The sequence below is a fragment of the Pseudomonas sp. R9.37 genome, assembly GCF_963878885.1.
Lineage (GTDB): Bacteria > Pseudomonadota > Gammaproteobacteria > Pseudomonadales > Pseudomonadaceae > Aquipseudomonas.
In genome coordinates this window covers 29,220-43,790 of sequence record NZ_CAWNZA010000050.1, presented here as the reverse complement: position 1 = coordinate 43,790, position 14,571 = coordinate 29,220, and the positions used below count along the sequence as shown (strand labels likewise).

Here is a 14,571-nt window from a genome sequence, read left to right as displayed (position 1 = left end):
CGGCGTATGCAAAGTGAGGTTGAGCGCCAATATACCTATCTAAACCTGCTCTGAAACCATCCAGCTGACAAAGGCCTGCAGGCGCGCGGAAAACGCCGCGCATTCGGCACTCGGGTTGCGCGCTTCAAACAGGAAGTAGGCGATCTGGACACGCATCGACGGGTAATGCTGCACGAATAACGCCACGTGCTCTTCAAGGGTTTGCGGCCAGCCCGACGCATCTGCCGCGCGCAGAATGTGCGTCGACCGAATCAACTTGCGCGCCGCTTCGCGTTGCAGGCGAAGTCGCTCGGGTGGCGAGCTGGCGTGTTCAATGCGTGTGAGGTAACCGCCCAACACCGGCTCGAAGTCAGCATTGAGCGCCATGGCGATGTCACGTGAGGGCCGAAACGGCTCAAAGCGCAGCGACAGATCATCGCCCCACACGCAACGACAATGGTGCTTGAGCCAGAAGCCCCAGCGGTTGCGGTTCTCGGGCGCCAGCACCTCGGCGCGGTGGCCGATGTCGAAGTCGATCTTGCTCACCACCTCGTGCCGTTGCTCCAGGGCCTGGCGAAGCTGTTCCAGCGCCTCAAGCACGTGCGCATCCGGCGGATCAGTCAGCACCAGCGTCACATCAAGGTCGGACTCGCCTGGGCTGGCATCGCCCCTCGCGACACTGCCGTAGAGGTAAAGGCTGTGCAAGCCCAGCCCTGCGCCTGCCAGCGACTCGCGCACATCGGCCAGCAGCGGTTGAAATTGAGCTTGAATGGGCGCATCGGCCATGATCAGCACACAACCATTGGCATCGACACCTTGAGGCGCGCTCATGGGCGATGCACCTCAATCACCAGGCCTTCCGACTCACTGGGCACACAGAAATGGCGCGTGATCAGGTCGAACTCGGCATCCGTGGCGGCAAAATCATGCTCACCCTGAGCATTGCGCGCATGCAAGCGAGCGCGGCAGGTGGCGTCATCCAGTTCCAGGTAATGCAGGCGGTGCGGCGCTTGAGCCGCGTGTGCCAGGCCCAGCAACCATTCACGGTTGGCCAGTGTGTTCGCCGGAAAATCGAGCACCACATTGATGCCTGATTGCAGCAGATTGATCACCAACGGCCCCACCACCGCGCGAACACGCTGGGCGCAGCGCAGGTAATCGGCAATCGACACAATCTCACCCGGATAGAGCTGCGCCAGCCACTGGTCTTCGCTGAGCACAAAGGCCGCGTGTTCGGCGGCCAGGGTTTGAGCCAGGGTGGATTTGCCGGAGGCAATCTTGCCGCACAACAGATGCAGGGTTGGCATGGAACGGTTCCTTATGTCGGGCCACCCAGCATGCCATTTTTTCACGCCGGACGACGCTGCCAATACTCATAAAATGCCAGCGCCGCGACGTTCTTGTCTTTGGCTTCCAGCATGATGTCGAAGCGCTCGAGAAACTGCAGCGCGTAGTCATTGGTCCAGCGGTTCCACATTTGCGCGCTGTGGGCGTACAGATCGCGCTTGGCGACCACCTTCAGCAGCGCGCCCATTTCCAGCTTGTGCTCGGCGTCAAACCCCAGCGCTTGCAGGCTTTCCTGGGGCTGGGAGTAATGCATCGTCGGGCGTACGCCGCGCCAGCTCTCGATGACGCGGGCAACCCGCGGTGAATCGGGGTCGATGTATTCGTCTTCGTTGATCCAGCAGTGATGAATGTCCAGCACCACCGGTGCCAGGTCGGCGACTTGCAGACAGTGGTCCAGGCCGTAGGTTTTTTCGTCGTTTTCAAAGGTGATGCAGTTACGCGCCACCTCGGACAAGCGTGACCACACCGCGCGGGTGCCTTCAACGCCTAAGCGGCCGGCGATATGGACGTTGCACTTGAGGTCCTGAAAGCGGCGGCCGTAGCCCATCATGCGGATCATGTCGGCGTGGTATTCGAACTCGGCCACGCTGTTTTCCACCACACCGGGGTTTTCCGAGCCCAGCACGCAATATTGCCCAGGGTGGAAGGACAACCGGATATCCGAGGCGCGAGCCAGGTCGCCGATGGCGGCGAACCCTTCGCTCAACTGACGCACAAGGGCCGGGTCTTTGTAGACATCCGCCACTTTCGGGTGGCTGTAGAACGGCAGCAGGTCACTGCTCAAGCGCAGCATGCGCAGCGTCGCAGGCAGCTTGGCGACATACGCCAGCAGGCGCAATTGCGCCGCGAGGTTGTGGGTCACCACCTCGACCAATTTGCTGCGGGCGACCCGAGGTTCGACGCTCTCCATCCAGCGCAGGGTGGTGGTACGCGGGTTGTAGGGGCCTTCGATTAACTTGAGCGCACTGGCCGACGGCAGGCGTTCAGGGTGCTTGTACTGGCAGGCAAAGCCGATGCGAGGATGGGTCATGGAAAGGCCAGGTCATAAGTGAGCGTGAGGACAACACAATCTTAGGCGCATGCCGCCGCCAGGGGTTCATTCAACCCGCGTCGTGGGTGAATCAAGTTGAATCCCGGTTTCACCTGGCGGTCATCTATAAGGAACGATAACGCAATGGAGGTGACGATGAACCTTGCAATGACACTCTGCAGCCTGTTTGCCGGCTGGATGGCGATTGTGTTCTCCATGACGTGGGGCCTGTTGCGCGTCCTGCGCTGGCACCATGCTTAACACCCCCGACGGGCGCTACTTTGTGGTCAAGGGTCAGCTGTGGCGCTGCACCAACCCCGCGCTGGATGAAGCCACGCGCCAGCACTGGGTCAACGCTTTGATGGACGCGCGCCGCGCCGTCAAGTCGGCCAAGGCCAGCGGCGACGCCAGCCAATTGCGCGCGGCTCGCCAGCAGGTGCAGCAGGCCAAGGTCGCACTCGGTGAGCGTGGCCCGGTGTGGTGGCGCGATGGCAGCCCGGACTACAACCGTTACCAGGTGGCCAATACGCCGTATGCGGCGTGGTTTGAAAAACATCTCGACACGAAGCCCCACTGAACTTTCTTACAAATGCCAGGCTCCTTTCCTATGCGAAGTCACCGTGCCCTGATCCCAGGGTGCTGAACGATAAGGAGCCGCCACCGACATGACTACCCTCCCCGCCTATCCCACCGTCAGACCTGGCCCGCTGCACTCGATCTTGCTGGCCGGCGCCGTGCCATTGTTTTTGGGTGCGTTGCTCAGTGACATTGCCTACGGCCAGACCTACCAGATCCAATGGGCCAACTTTGCGTCCTGGCTGATCGCCGGCGCGCTGGTGTTCAGTGGCTTTGCGCTGTTGTTTGCGCTGGTCAACCTGCTGCGTGCCGAACGCAAGGCCGGGCGCCCGGCGGCTTATTTCCTGTTGCTGTTGGCGACGTGGGTGCTGGGGCTGGTCAACGCCTTTCAGCATGCCAAGGACGCCTACGCGATGATGCCTGGCGGGCTGATCCTGTCGGTGATTGTCACGGTGCTGGCCATTGCCGCAACGTGGATCGGCCTGACTAACCTGCGCTCGGGAGTTGCCCAATGAAACCATTCCACACCCTGAGCGTATTGAGCGCCGCCCTGTTGCTGACCGCCTGTGGTGGCGAAGGCGACAAGACCCAGGCCCGCGGCCCCGACCCGAAATTGCCCGAGCAACAAAGCAGCCTGCTGCCGAGCATGAAGATTGCCGAGCCAGCCCCCTGGGGCGAGCAGAAACCCAAGGTGCCCGAGGGCTACAGCGTTACCGCCATCGCCACCGACTTGGCTATCCCGCGCCAGACCCTGGTGCTGCCCAACGGCGACATCCTCGTCGCCGAAGGCCGTGGCGGCAGCGCGGCCAAGCTCAAGCCCAAGGACGTGATCGCCAGCGTGATCAAGGCCGAGGGCAACACCAAGGTCAAGGGCGGCAACCGCCTGACGCTGCTGCGCGACGCCGACGGTGACGGCACCTATGAGTTGAAAACGGTATTTGCCGACAACCTCAACGCGCCTTATGGCCTGGCCTACGCCGACGGCAAACTCTACGTCGCCAACCAGGACGCACTGGTGCGCTTTGACTACACCGACGGTCAGACCAAAGCCAGTGGCCCGCCGACCACAATCACCGACCTGCCGGCGCAGATCAACCACCACTGGACCAAGTCCCTGGCGGTGAGTGAGGACGGGCGCCAGCTGTACGTAGGCATCGGTTCCAACAGCAACATCACTGAGCGCGGCATGGAAGTGGAAATCGACCGGGCGATGGTCTGGCAGATCGATGCCGCCACCGGCGCGCACAAACCCTACGCCACTGGCATTCGCAACCCAACCGCGCTCACGATTCAGCCCGGCTCCGGGCAATTGTGGGCAGTGGCCAACGAGCGTGATGAACTCGGCCCGGACCTGGTGCCCGACTACCTGACGTCGGTGCATGAAGGTGCCTTTTATGGCTGGCCCTACAGCTACTGGGGCCAGAACGTCGACCCGCGCGCGCAACCGCAGAACCCGGCGAAAGTCGCCGCCGCCATCAAGCCCGATTACAGCCTAGGCTCCCACGTTGCAGCGTTGGGTGTGGACTTTTCCATCCCAGCGATGGGTGAGCAATTCGCCGACGGTGCGTTTGTCGGCGAGCACGGCAGCTGGAACCGCGATAACCCGGTGGGCTACAAAGTGATCTTCGTGCCCTTCAGCAATGGCAAACCGGCGGGTGAACCGATTGATTTTGCCACCGGTTTTCGTGGCGATGACGGCAAGACACGTGGGCGCCCAGTGGGGGTGACGGTGGACCCCAAAGGTGCGCTGATCATCGCCGATGACCTGGCCAATACCATTTGGCGCGTAACGCGTAATCGCTAGCCCGTGCATGACAGGGGCGATTCGCCCCTGTCAGCCCTCACCGTGCAATTGCATTTCAAGCCAGGCCAGCAGCGCCGCAACCTCGCTGCGCGGGTCTGCACCTTGCTGCCTGTAGACCGAAATCGCCTCGGGTAGCTGCACACTCTCGGCGCAGGGTCTTACCAGCGCCCCACTTTCAATCAAACGGCTGGCGGTGCGACGCCAGCCCATGGCGATACCGTGCCCTTCCACGGCGGCCTGCAACATCAACGGGTAGCTATCGAAGGTGGCGCTGCGCGTATCCGCGGCCAATCCCTGACCAAATGCCTGCAACCACTCGTCCCACTCCATCAAATGCGGTGGCGCGGCGCTGTGGTGCAAAAACGTATGGGCGTGCAATTCGGTGAGTGGCAAGGGGTGTTCAGCGTTCAGGTACGCAGGACTGCAGACCGGAAATACCTCGTCAGAGGCGGTGAGCATCAACGGGTGGGCGCCACTGGGGCGTCGGGTACTTTGCAGGGCCACGTCGAAGTGGTCATTGAACTCCGTGAGGGGCCGGGTCGAGGTCACCACCTGGATTTCGATGTGTGGGTATTGCTGGTGAAACGTCGACAGGCGCGGCATCAGCCAATAAAACGCCTCGCAGAGCTGGCAGAGCAGCACCACACGACGCTGCGCCGTGGACGCACGCAAACCCGCGGCGCCGTCACTGATGCTGTGCAGCGCCTGGCTGACCACCTGCCCCAATTCACGCCCTTCCTGGGTCAGGAAAACCGCACGACTACGTCGATAGAACAGCTTCACCCCGAGGTTGTCTTCCAGCCCACGAATTTGCCGGCTGACCGCCGCCTGGGTGATGTGCAGCTCGTCCGCCGCCCTGGAAAAACTCTCCAGGCGGGCTGCCGCTTCAAACGGTAGCAGGCTGGCGAGCGGCGGCAGGTTTTTACCAAGCGTATTCATAATCTGAGGTTATGCATCCGGGGCCGAGAACTCGTTTGTAGCACAGCCCGGCGGGTGTGCACCATTCATCCATGACTTCACGGATACCTGGGATGAACGCAATACGAACTTCTGTTTTTGTCGGCGTGCTGCTCGCGTGTGTCGCCACATTGGGCTGGGCGCTGAACTTCATCGCCCCTTACGTCACCGGTGACTACAGCCTCTATGACCTGATGGCGGTGCGGTTCCTGGAAGTCGGCGTGCTGGGCGTCGGCGGAGTGATCCTGTGCCGCGCCCAACTGAAATGGCTCAGCCCAAGGCAACGCTGGCTGGCCGCAGCGCTTGGCGCGGCAGGTTGCCTGGCTTACGGCGTGTGTATTAGCGCAGGCGTGATGTTCGGCGGCCCGGTATTGACGCCCGCCTGTGTCGGCATGGTGCCGGTGTTACTGGCCCTGGTTGGCAATGCCCGGAACAAGGCCGTGGCGTGGGGTCGGCTGGCGGCGCCTTTAGCGTGCCTGACGCTGGGGCTTTTGCTGTCGAACATCAGCAGCCTGCACCAACCGGCGTTGAGTGCCGTTTCGTGGCTGGCCGGCGTGTTTTTTTCGTTGAGCGCCGTTGCCTTGTGGCTGGGGTTCAGCGTGATCAATCAAAAACACCTGACAACCCTTCCAGCAACCGCCACCGGCCTGTGGACCGCGTTGATGCTGGTGGGCGCCGGCGGCACTGCCCTTTGCCTGCTGCCGTTGCTCTGTGCATTCAACCTGCTGCGCCTGCCAACCCTGGGATTTGGCTTCGCCCAGGCCGGTGCGCTGTATGCCTGGAGCCTGATCATCGCGCTGATGTCCACGGTGGTCGGCGCCTGGGCCTGGAATGCCGCCACCCGAAGGCTGCCGATGGTGCTCAGTGGCCAATTGATTGCCCTCGAATCACTCTTCGCGACCCTGCTCGGCCTGTGGTTTCACGGTCGCGGCCCTTCGTTGATGGAAGCCACCGGCCTCGCGGCGGTGCTGATCGGCGTGGTCATGGCGGTGCGCATTATCCTGACAGGCACGAAGCCCGCCGCAACGCGCGACACTGACGGAAGCGCCGAGGATGACCCACAGCATCGGCTCACTTGCACCCACCGAGACCTTTGAGCGTCACGGCCTGGCTATCTGATGAAAGCAGTGAAGATCGATCGTCGGCGGTGCCGTGCGCTGCCGTCAGGTGTTTAAAGCTGTTGACTTAATTGCCTCAGGCAACAATATAATTGCTCAAGGCAACCAATCGAGCACTGCGATGACCACGTCCCTTGTCGAACGCGCCGCGATCATTCGCGGTTTCAACCGTTTTTACACTCATCAGATCGGCGTGCTGCAGGAACACTTGCTGCAAAGCGATTTCTCGCTGACCGAAATCCGCGTGATGTACGAACTCTCCTCCCGTGGCGACCTGACCAGCGCCGACCTGTGCCAGATGCTCGGCCTTGATGCGGGCTACCTGAGCCGGCTGATCAGCGGGTTCGAAAAGAAAGGGCTGATCCAGAAAGTCCGCTCCGTCACCGATGCGCGTGCGGTGCAACTGCACCTCAGCGACCTCGGTCGATCAGTGCTGGCGCCGTTGGAAAACCAGACCCAACAGGAAGTCATCGCCTTGCTCCAGGCCTTGCCCGAGCAGCAACAGCAGCAACTCACGGCGTCGATGCAGCGTATTCAAACACTGTTGCAAGGCGGCGCGCCAAGTTACCTGCTGCGCGACCCGCAGCCAGGCGATATGGGCCTGGTGGTGCAACAGCAATCGGCGCTGTATGCGCGTGAGTACCACTGGAATTGGGAGTTTGAGGCGTTGGTAGCGGAGATTGTCGCCAAGTATTTGCGCGAATTCGACCCGAGCGCCGAGCGTTGCTGGATCGCAGAGAAGGACGGTGAAGTGGTGGGTTCAATCTTCGTGGTGCGCCATGACGAAACCACCGCCAAGCTGCGCATGCTCTACGTGGACGCCAGTGCACGGGGCATGGGCATCGGTCAGCGGCTGGTGGAGGAATGCCTGCGTTTTGCGCGCAATGCCGGTTACAAAAGCATGCTGTTGTGGACGGTCGACGCGCTGACCGATGCGCGCAAGCTGTATCAGAAAGCCGGCTTCCGCCTGGTAGACGAAGAAGCGACGGTGAGCTTTGGCAAATCGTTGATCAGTGAAACCTGGGCCCGCGAGCTGTAAGGCGTTCCCGCGCCGTCGCCAGCGCGGGCGTTTGCGCGCTTAGAGGTCAGTGATTTCTTTATGGCGCGGCACCAGCGCCTTCATCACGCTCCACGCCACCAGGTAGGCCAGGGCACAGATCGCAAACATGATCATGTAGCCGGTGTGGATGTCGTTGATGGACTTGTAGTAGTCGAACACCCAGCCACCGATCTTGGTCATCACCACACCGCCCAAGCCCCCGGCCATGCCGCCGATGCCAACCACCGAGGCCACGGTTTTTTGCGGGAACATATCGGACACCGTAGTGAAGATGTTGCACGACCACGCTTGGTGCGCCGAGGCGCCCACACCGATCAGCAGCACCGGCACCCAGAAGCTCAGGTAGCCAAAGGGCTGCGCCAGCAACACCACCAGCGGGAACAGCGCGATCACCAGCATGGCTTTCATGCGCCCGTCGTAGGGTGCATCGCCACGGGCCATGAAGTAGCTGGGGAACCAGCCGCCGCCGATACTGCCGACCATGGTCATGCTGTACAGCACCGCCAGGGGCATCACGATGTCCGCGCCTTTCATGCCGTATTGCGCCGACAGGTAAGTGGGCAGCCAGAACAGGAAGAACCACCACACGCCGTCAGTCATGAACTTGCCGAAGGCAAAAGCCCAGGTCTGGCGGTAGGTCAGCAGTTTGAACCACGAGACTTTTTTCGCGGCAGCACCCGCAGGCTCTGGCGTGAACGGCTGCACTGTCTGGTCGCTACGAATGTAGGCCAGCTCTTCGGCCGACAGGCGTTTTTGCTGCTCCGGTTTTTCGTACACCGCAGCCCACACCGCCACCCAGATGAAGCCCAGCATGCCGATGACCATAAAGGCCGCTTCCCAGCCCCATATGCCGGCAATCAAGGGCACGCAAATCGGCGCCAGGATCGCCCCCACGTTAGCCCCGGAGTTGAAGATACCGGTGGCCAGCGAGCGTTCTTTTTTCGGGAAGTATTCGGCGGTGGCCTTGATCGCGATGGGGAAGTTGCCCGCCTCGCCAATCGCCAGCACGGCGCGTGACAGCATGAAACCGGCAATCGACACCGGGATCACCGCCAGGCCGATAGCGCCGCTGACCGCAGCGATGCCCTGACCCATCGGCACCGAAAACGCATGCATGATGGCGCCAGTGGACCAAATGCCAATCGCCACTACGTAGGCGGCCTTGGTGCCGATCTTGTCGACGAAGCGTCCGGCAAACAGCATGGAAATCGCGTAGACAAACTGGAACACCGCCGCGATGTTGGCGTAGTCCGTGTTGCTCCAGCCAAACTGCGTCGACAGCTGCGGCGCGAGAAGGCTGAGGACCTGGCGGTCGAGGTAGTTGACGGTCGTGGCAAAGAACAACATCGCGCAGATGGTCCAGCGATAGTTGCCGACGGCCGTGCCGACGCGATGGGCGTTGATGGGCTCATTCAAATTCATGGCATCACTTTTTATTTTTGTTAGGTAGGACATACGTAACGTCATATGTCGTCGTACAACTGTGACTTTTATATCGGGCCGCCTACCCGGTGTCAATCTCGAAGATTGCCTTTTAACGAGGGATTACGCAGACCTGAAAGTACTTAACTACGTGCAGTTGTAGGATGACAAATCCTGAATACCCGGCTGGGTGCTTTGCCGGGCACATCATCAAGCAGGCCGAAGGGCTGCATACCGAGCTTTTCCAGCACACGGATCGACGCGGCATGATCCGGCCGCACCAACCCGAATACCTGAGGCAAACCCAGCGTTTGAAACGCCATCGTCAGCGCATCGCGGCCAAGCTCGGTGGCATAGCCTTGCCCCCAGGCATCGACCGCAAAGCGATAGCCCAGGTTGATGCGCCGCTCGGTCAGGTAATTGAGCGGCGCCACGCCGCCAAAGCCGATGAGGTGATCGGGCGCCTCGCGGCGGGCAATGGCCCACCAGCCATAGCCCTGGCTGGCCCATTGTTCGAGCCAGTGGCTGAGCAAGCGTTGCGCGTCGTCGAGGCTGGCCATTGGGCCACTCGGGTTAAACAGGTTTGTCTGCGGGTCGCCGAAGATCGCGAACAATCGGTGCACATCGCTGGGCTCGGGCTTGCGATAGATCAGGCGGGAGGCGGTGGCAGGCATTCTGATATTTCCCTGGTCAGGTCGTGAAGTTCAATTCATCTGCAAAAAAAGGTAAATAGCGGTGAATTATTTCATGTCCGCTTGTATCTGAACTGACAGAGCGGTGCCATCGCAACGATGGCACCTCCCCTGTTCTGTTTTAGAGTGGCCCGCATGAAATTACGTAAGAAAAGCGTCAAACCCATCGGATTGAAAGACATCACCATCGTCGACGATACCAAGGTGCGCAAGGCGATTACCGCCGCCGCCCTGGGTAACGCCATGGAGTGGTTCGACTTTGGTGTCTACGGTTTCGTCGCCTATGTGCTGGGCAAGGTGTTCTTCCCGGACGCCTCGCCGAGCGTGCAAATGATTGCCGCCTTGGCCACCTTCTCGGTGCCCTTCCTGATTCGCCCGCTGGGTGGCCTGTTCTTCGGTGCGCTGGGTGACAAATACGGACGGCAGAAAGTCCTCGCCGCAACCATCGTCATCATGTCCTTGAGCACCTTTGCCATCGGCCTGATTCCCGGGTATGCCTCGATTGGCATCTGGGCACCGATCCTGCTGTTGCTGTGCAAAATGGCCCAAGGGTTCTCGGTAGGCGGTGAGTACACCGGCGCCTCGATCTTCGTCGCCGAGTACGCCCCGGACCGTAAACGCGGGTTCCTCGGCAGCTGGCTGGATTTTGGCTCGATTGCCGGTTTCGTACTCGGCGCCGGTGTGGTGGTGCTGATTTCGACGATCCTCGGTGAAGCCGATTTCGAAGCGTGGGGCTGGCGCCTGCCGTTCTTCCTCGCCCTGCCTTTGGGCATTATCGGCTTGTACCTGCGTCACGCGCTGGAAGAAACCCCGGCCTTCCAACAGCACATGGACAAGCTTGAACAAGGCGACCGCCAAGGCCTGACCCACGGCCCCAAGGTGTCGTTCAAAGAGGTGGCTACCCAGCACTGGCGCAGCCTGCTGACCTGCATCGGTATCGTTGCGGCCACCAACGTGACGTACTACATGTTGCTCACCTATATGCCGAGCTACCTGTCGCATAACCTGCATTACAAAGAAAACAGCGGCGTGCTGATCATCATCGCGATCATGGTCGGCATGCTGTTCGTGCAGCCGTTCATCGGTTTTGTCAGCGACAAAATTGGCCGTAAACCCTTCATCATCGCCGGCAGCGTCGGGCTGCTGTTCCTGTCTATCCCGGCGTTTATGTTGATAACCAGCGGCAAAATCGGCCTGATTTTCGCCGGTCTGCTGATTCTGGCCGTGGTGCTGAACTTCTTTATCGGCGTGATGGCCTCCACGCTGCCGGCTATGTTCCCGACCCACATTCGCTATAGTGCGCTGGCCAGCGCGTTCAACGTCTCGGTACTGATCGCCGGCCTCACCCCCACCGCGGTGGCCTGGCTGGTGGAAAGCACCAACGACCTGTACATGCCCGCCTACTACCTGATGGTGTTTGCGGTGGTCGGCCTGATTACCGGCCTGACCATGAAGGAAACCGCGAACAAGCCGTTGCGCGGCGCGGCGCCAGCAGCGTCCGATATGGCAGAAGCCAAGGAAATACTGCAAGAGCACCATGACAATATCGAGCAGAAGATCGAAGACATCGACGCCGAAATTGCCGCTCTGGAAGCCAAGCGCCAGAATCTGGTGCAGCAGCATCCGCGAATCAACTGATACCTGACCGTGCATGGCGGCCCCCGCCGCCACGCCTTTGGAGTGCCCAAACATGGTTCCAAGCGTCACCGCAGCCCACTCGTTACTCAGCGCGGACGAACGCGCCGCCATCGCCGAAATCGAAGCCACCACCAGCATTCTGCAACTGGTAACCCGCCTGACCGGCATGCGCTTTGCCGGCATTGCCAAATTCACCGACCTTGAATGGGTGGTGTGCTCGGTCCATGACCCGCTGCACATGGGGATTCATGTCGACGACGTACTCGACCTGGAAACCACCCTGTGCAGTGAGTTCTGCGTCGACCCGCAGGCACTGTTCATTCCGCAGATCAGCCAGAATGGCCGCTTTGCCACCCGCCCGGTGGTCAAGCAGTACGCCATCGAAAGTTACGCCGGCGCGCCGATCTTTCTGCCCGATGGCCGCCTGTTCGGCGCGCTGTGTGCACTGGACTCGCGGGCGATGCTGTTTGACGACCCCAACCTGCCGGAAACCCTTAGCCTGTTTGCGCGGCTGATTGGCTGTATTTTCTTCGCTAACCTGACAACGCCTGATCAGTAACCGCCGCCCTGCCCCGCAGTGCAGCAATATCGCGCTTTGGCGGCACGCCAAACAATCGGCTGTACTCACGAACTGTAAAGGGCTTTCATAGCCACAGCGCTAGTAGGCTGGTGGATTTGGCTTTCCAATCGGCAATCGATTCGGGTGCCACCCTGGGTATCGCCAGCCTGTTGGCTTATCTGACCTCGCGGCGTGCTAAAGCGACCTACGTGAGCCGCCGCGCTACCTGAAAAACTGACTCGGGGTTTTGCCAAACTGTTTCTTGAACATGCTGGTAAACGCGCTCGGGCTCTCATAGCCCAGCTCGATGGCCACATCGATGATCTTCTCCCCCACCGCGATGCGTTCCAGCGCCAGCAGCAACCGCGCCTGCTGGCGCCATTGGCCGAAGGTCAGGCCGGTTTCCTTGCGGAACAGGCGCTGGATGGTTTTCTGGTCCAGGTCCAGGCGATCACTCCAATCGGCGACTGTCGAGGCATCACCCGGCTCCTGCTGCAGCGCCTGGCAGATACGGTTGATGCGCAGGTCGGCCGGCTGGGGCAGTGACAACGGCAAGGCCGGCAGGATCGCGAGTTCGTCGAGGATCAAGTGCATGATTCTCGCCTCGCGCGAGTCCTCGGCATACGGCGGCTTCAAACTCACCGAGGCTTTGATCAGCTCACTCAGCAACGGCGACACACTGACGGTCTTGGGCTCGCTCGGCAGATTGGGGAAACGGTCCGGGCGCACAAACACGCTGCGCATCTTCAACGTGCCCACGCAACGCAGCGAATGCACCTGCCCGCTGGGCATCCAGAACCCGCGATTGGGCGGCACCGTCCATTGGTTCAACGCCGAATACACCACCATCACGCCTTCGACGGCGTACAACAGTTGATGCTTTTCGTGACTGTGGTCGGGGATCACCCAGTTTTCGGGGTAATCGGTCGCGGAACTGATGACAGCCCAGTCGCCCTCGTCGATCTCCCGCAGAAATACATCCAGTGGTTTGATGATTTCGCCCTTTTTGCGATGGTTGGCGCCCGAATTACGCGAGACAGGCATTTTCAGCGAATCTAGCATAAACGCCGCAACATTTAGAAACGGGCAGCGCGCTAAAGTACGCACTGCCCCTGTTCGCTGCCTTGTATGGAATGCCTGCATGTCGAGCCTGACCGCGCCACCCGCCACTGCAACCGCTACGCCGCAAATAAGCCCCTTGGTCATGCGTGTCCTGGGCGCCTGCGCCCTGGCGCACATGATCAACGACCTGATCCAGGCCGTGCTGCCGTCGATCTACCCGATGCTCAAGGCCAACTACGGGCTGAGCTTCACCCAGGTCGGCCTGATCACCCTCACCTTCCAGTTGACCGCGTCCTTGCTGCAACCCTGGATCGGCTACCACACCGACCGCTATCCCAAGCCCTGGCTGCTGCCGGCGGGCATGGTGTGCACGCTGATCGGCATCCTGCTGCTGGCGTTTGTCGGCACCTTCCCGTTGATCCTGTTGGCGGCGGCGCTGGTCGGGGTCGGGTCGTCGACCTTCCACCCGGAAACCTCACGTGTGGCACGCCTGGCCTCGGGCGGGCGCTATGGCCTGGCACAATCGACCTTCCAGGTCGGCGGCAACACCGGCAGCGCGTTCGGCCCGTTGCTGGCGGCGGCGATCATCATTCCCTACGGCCAAACCCATATCGCCTGGTTCGGGCTCTTCGCCGTGTTCGCGATCATGGTGCTGTATGGCTTGAGCCGCTGGTACAGCCACCACCTCAACCTGTTCAAACTCAAGCAAGGCGGCAAGGCCACCCACGGTTTGTCCAAAGGCCGCGTGACATTTGCCCTGGTGGTACTGGCGTTGCTGGTGTTCTCCAAGTACTTCTACATGACCAGCCTGACCAGCTACTTCACCTTTTACCTGATCGAGAAATTCCACCTGTCGGTGGCCAGCTCACAGATGTACCTGTTCCTGTTCCTCGGCGCGGTGGCTGTCGGCACCTTTGCCGGTGGACCGATTGGCGACAAGATCGGCCGCAAGAAAGTCATCTGGTTCTCGATTCTCGGCGCCGCGCCCTTCACCCTGGCCCTGCCCTACGTCGACCTGTTCTGGACCGCCGTGCTCAGCGTGGTAATCGGCTTCATCATCGCCTCGGCCTTCTCGGCCATCGTGGTCTTCGCCCAGGAACTGGTGCCGGGCAATGTCGGGATGATCGCCGGGATCTTCTTCGGCCTGATGTTTGGCTTCAGCGGGATAGGTGCCGCGCTGCTCGGCTTGCTCGCCGACAACCACGGCATCGAGTACGTCTACAAAATCTGTTCGTTCCTGCCACTGGCGGGCATCCTGACGATCTTGCTGCCCTCGACCAAAGGCGTCTGACCGGCCGATCATCGGCTGGCCGTGTGCTATCACGCG

15 protein-coding genes are annotated in these 14,571 nt (G+C 61.0%); 8 read left to right on the top strand and 7 right to left on the bottom strand.

Annotated elements, in window-relative coordinates; all coding sequences use genetic code 11:
- Window positions 1-39: 39 nt before the first annotated feature.
- Genes AACU78_RS28865 through uvsE form a run of 3 tightly spaced genes read right to left on the bottom strand, consistent with a single transcriptional unit; the run spans window position 40 to window position 2,356 of the window.
- Entirely contained in the window at window positions 40-810 is a 771-nt protein-coding gene (locus AACU78_RS28865; protein ID WP_106579011.1) for a nucleotidyltransferase domain-containing protein, read from the bottom strand.
- Window positions 807-1,286: an AAA family ATPase gene (locus AACU78_RS28860; protein ID WP_106579010.1), complete on the bottom strand. Its 480-nt coding sequence runs from the start codon at window positions 1,284-1,286 to the stop codon at window positions 807-809. The genes AACU78_RS28865 and AACU78_RS28860 overlap by 4 nt, the downstream gene beginning before the upstream one ends.
- A 41-nt stretch (window positions 1,287-1,327) precedes the next feature.
- Window positions 1,328-2,356, bottom strand: a complete 1,029-nt coding sequence (gene uvsE / locus AACU78_RS28855; RefSeq protein WP_106579009.1) for a UV DNA damage repair endonuclease UvsE — start codon at window positions 2,354-2,356, stop codon at window positions 1,328-1,330.
- Window positions 2,357-2,609: 253 nt separating this feature from the next.
- On the opposite strand from uvsE, the gene AACU78_RS28850 reads away from it, so the two are divergent.
- The 3 genes from AACU78_RS28850 to AACU78_RS28840 all read left to right on the top strand — a co-directional run bounded on the left by AACU78_RS28850 (window position 2,610) and on the right by AACU78_RS28840 (window position 4,736).
- Window positions 2,610-2,933: a hypothetical protein gene (locus AACU78_RS28850; protein WP_106579008.1), complete on the top strand. Its 324-nt coding sequence runs from the start codon at window positions 2,610-2,612 to the stop codon at window positions 2,931-2,933.
- Window positions 2,934-3,021: 88 nt separating this feature from the next.
- Entirely contained in the window at window positions 3,022-3,447 is a 426-nt protein-coding gene (locus AACU78_RS28845; protein ID WP_106579007.1) for a DUF2231 domain-containing protein, read from the top strand.
- Window positions 3,444-4,736 carry a PQQ-dependent sugar dehydrogenase gene (locus AACU78_RS28840; protein WP_106579006.1) on the top strand — a complete coding sequence of 431 codons (1,293 nt, stop codon included), beginning with the start codon at window positions 3,444-3,446 and terminating at the stop codon, window positions 4,734-4,736. Before AACU78_RS28845 ends, AACU78_RS28840 begins: the two co-directional genes overlap by 4 nt.
- Before the next feature lie 30 nt (window positions 4,737-4,766).
- Here the strand turns inward: AACU78_RS28840 and AACU78_RS28835 are convergent, their stop codons facing one another.
- A complete protein-coding gene (locus tag AACU78_RS28835; protein ID WP_106579005.1) occupies window positions 4,767-5,675 on the bottom strand; it encodes a LysR substrate-binding domain-containing protein in 909 nt (302 codons plus the stop codon).
- A 92-nt stretch (window positions 5,676-5,767) separates the two neighbouring features.
- Between AACU78_RS28835 and AACU78_RS28830 the strand changes: the two genes are divergently transcribed.
- Window positions 5,768-6,790, top strand: a complete 1,023-nt coding sequence (locus AACU78_RS28830; protein WP_256587003.1) for an EamA/RhaT family transporter — start codon at window positions 5,768-5,770, stop codon at window positions 6,788-6,790.
- 142 nt (window positions 6,791-6,932) lie between these two features.
- A complete protein-coding gene (locus AACU78_RS28825) occupies window positions 6,933-7,850 on the top strand; it encodes a bifunctional helix-turn-helix transcriptional regulator/GNAT family N-acetyltransferase (protein ID WP_106579004.1) in 918 nt (305 codons plus the stop codon).
- Window positions 7,851-7,889: 39 nt separating this feature from the next.
- On the opposite strand, the gene AACU78_RS28820 is transcribed toward AACU78_RS28825, so the two are convergent.
- Together AACU78_RS28820 and AACU78_RS28815 are read right to left on the bottom strand one after the other, a co-directional pair.
- Entirely contained in the window at window positions 7,890-9,293 is a 1,404-nt protein-coding gene (locus tag AACU78_RS28820) for an MFS transporter (protein ID WP_106579003.1), read from the bottom strand.
- Window positions 9,294-9,436: 143 nt separating this feature from the next.
- A complete protein-coding gene (locus AACU78_RS28815) occupies window positions 9,437-9,967 on the bottom strand; it encodes a GNAT family N-acetyltransferase (protein WP_106579002.1) in 531 nt (176 codons plus the stop codon).
- A 153-nt stretch (window positions 9,968-10,120) separates the two neighbouring features.
- On the opposite strand from AACU78_RS28815, the gene proP reads away from it, so the two are divergent.
- Entirely contained in the window at window positions 10,121-11,623 is a 1,503-nt protein-coding gene (proP, locus tag AACU78_RS28810) for a glycine betaine/L-proline transporter ProP (RefSeq protein WP_106579001.1), read from the top strand.
- A 52-nt stretch (window positions 11,624-11,675) separates the two neighbouring features.
- Window positions 11,676-12,182 (top strand): GAF domain-containing protein, encoded by a 507-nt coding sequence (locus tag AACU78_RS28805; RefSeq protein WP_106579000.1) that lies wholly within the window; start codon window positions 11,676-11,678, stop codon window positions 12,180-12,182.
- A 222-nt stretch (window positions 12,183-12,404) separates the two neighbouring features.
- Here AACU78_RS28805 and AACU78_RS28795 read toward each other — a convergent pair whose 3' ends face one another.
- Window positions 12,405-13,226 (bottom strand): AraC family transcriptional regulator, encoded by an 822-nt coding sequence (locus tag AACU78_RS28795; RefSeq protein WP_106578999.1) that lies wholly within the window; start codon window positions 13,224-13,226, stop codon window positions 12,405-12,407.
- A gap of 97 nt (window positions 13,227-13,323) precedes the next feature.
- Between AACU78_RS28795 and AACU78_RS28790 the strand changes: the two genes are divergently transcribed.
- Window positions 13,324-14,535 (top strand): MFS transporter, encoded by a 1,212-nt coding sequence (locus AACU78_RS28790; protein WP_106578998.1) that lies wholly within the window; start codon window positions 13,324-13,326, stop codon window positions 14,533-14,535.
- Window positions 14,536-14,571 lie beyond the last annotated feature (36 nt).

What these genes read in the sequence shown, in the direction of transcription:
- AACU78_RS28865 (WP_106579011.1), bottom strand. Translation starts at nt 810, where the DNA reads ATGAGCGCGCCTCAAGGTGTCGATGCCAATGGTTGTGTGCTGATCATG.
- AACU78_RS28860 (WP_106579010.1), bottom strand. Translation starts at nt 1,286, where the DNA reads ATGCCAACCCTGCATCTGTTGTGCGGCAAGATTGCCTCCGGCAAATCC.
- uvsE (WP_106579009.1), bottom strand. Translation starts at nt 2,356, where the DNA reads ATGACCCATCCTCGCATCGGCTTTGCCTGCCAGTACAAGCACCCTGAA.
- AACU78_RS28850 (WP_106579008.1), top strand. Translation starts at nt 2,610, where the DNA reads ATGCTTAACACCCCCGACGGGCGCTACTTTGTGGTCAAGGGTCAGCTG.
- AACU78_RS28845 (WP_106579007.1), top strand. Translation starts at nt 3,022, where the DNA reads ATGACTACCCTCCCCGCCTATCCCACCGTCAGACCTGGCCCGCTGCAC.
- AACU78_RS28840 (WP_106579006.1), top strand. Translation starts at nt 3,444, where the DNA reads ATGAAACCATTCCACACCCTGAGCGTATTGAGCGCCGCCCTGTTGCTG.
- AACU78_RS28835 (WP_106579005.1), bottom strand. Translation starts at nt 5,675, where the DNA reads ATGAATACGCTTGGTAAAAACCTGCCGCCGCTCGCCAGCCTGCTACCG.
- AACU78_RS28830 (WP_256587003.1), top strand. Translation starts at nt 5,768, where the DNA reads ATGAACGCAATACGAACTTCTGTTTTTGTCGGCGTGCTGCTCGCGTGT.
- AACU78_RS28825 (WP_106579004.1), top strand. Translation starts at nt 6,933, where the DNA reads ATGACCACGTCCCTTGTCGAACGCGCCGCGATCATTCGCGGTTTCAAC.
- AACU78_RS28820 (WP_106579003.1), bottom strand. Translation starts at nt 9,293, where the DNA reads ATGAATTTGAATGAGCCCATCAACGCCCATCGCGTCGGCACGGCCGTC.
- AACU78_RS28815 (WP_106579002.1), bottom strand. Translation starts at nt 9,967, where the DNA reads ATGCCTGCCACCGCCTCCCGCCTGATCTATCGCAAGCCCGAGCCCAGC.
- proP (WP_106579001.1), top strand. Translation starts at nt 10,121, where the DNA reads ATGAAATTACGTAAGAAAAGCGTCAAACCCATCGGATTGAAAGACATC.
- AACU78_RS28805 (WP_106579000.1), top strand. Translation starts at nt 11,676, where the DNA reads ATGGTTCCAAGCGTCACCGCAGCCCACTCGTTACTCAGCGCGGACGAA.
- AACU78_RS28795 (WP_106578999.1), bottom strand. Translation starts at nt 13,226, where the DNA reads ATGCCTGTCTCGCGTAATTCGGGCGCCAACCATCGCAAAAAGGGCGAA.
- AACU78_RS28790 (WP_106578998.1), top strand. Translation starts at nt 13,324, where the DNA reads ATGTCGAGCCTGACCGCGCCACCCGCCACTGCAACCGCTACGCCGCAA.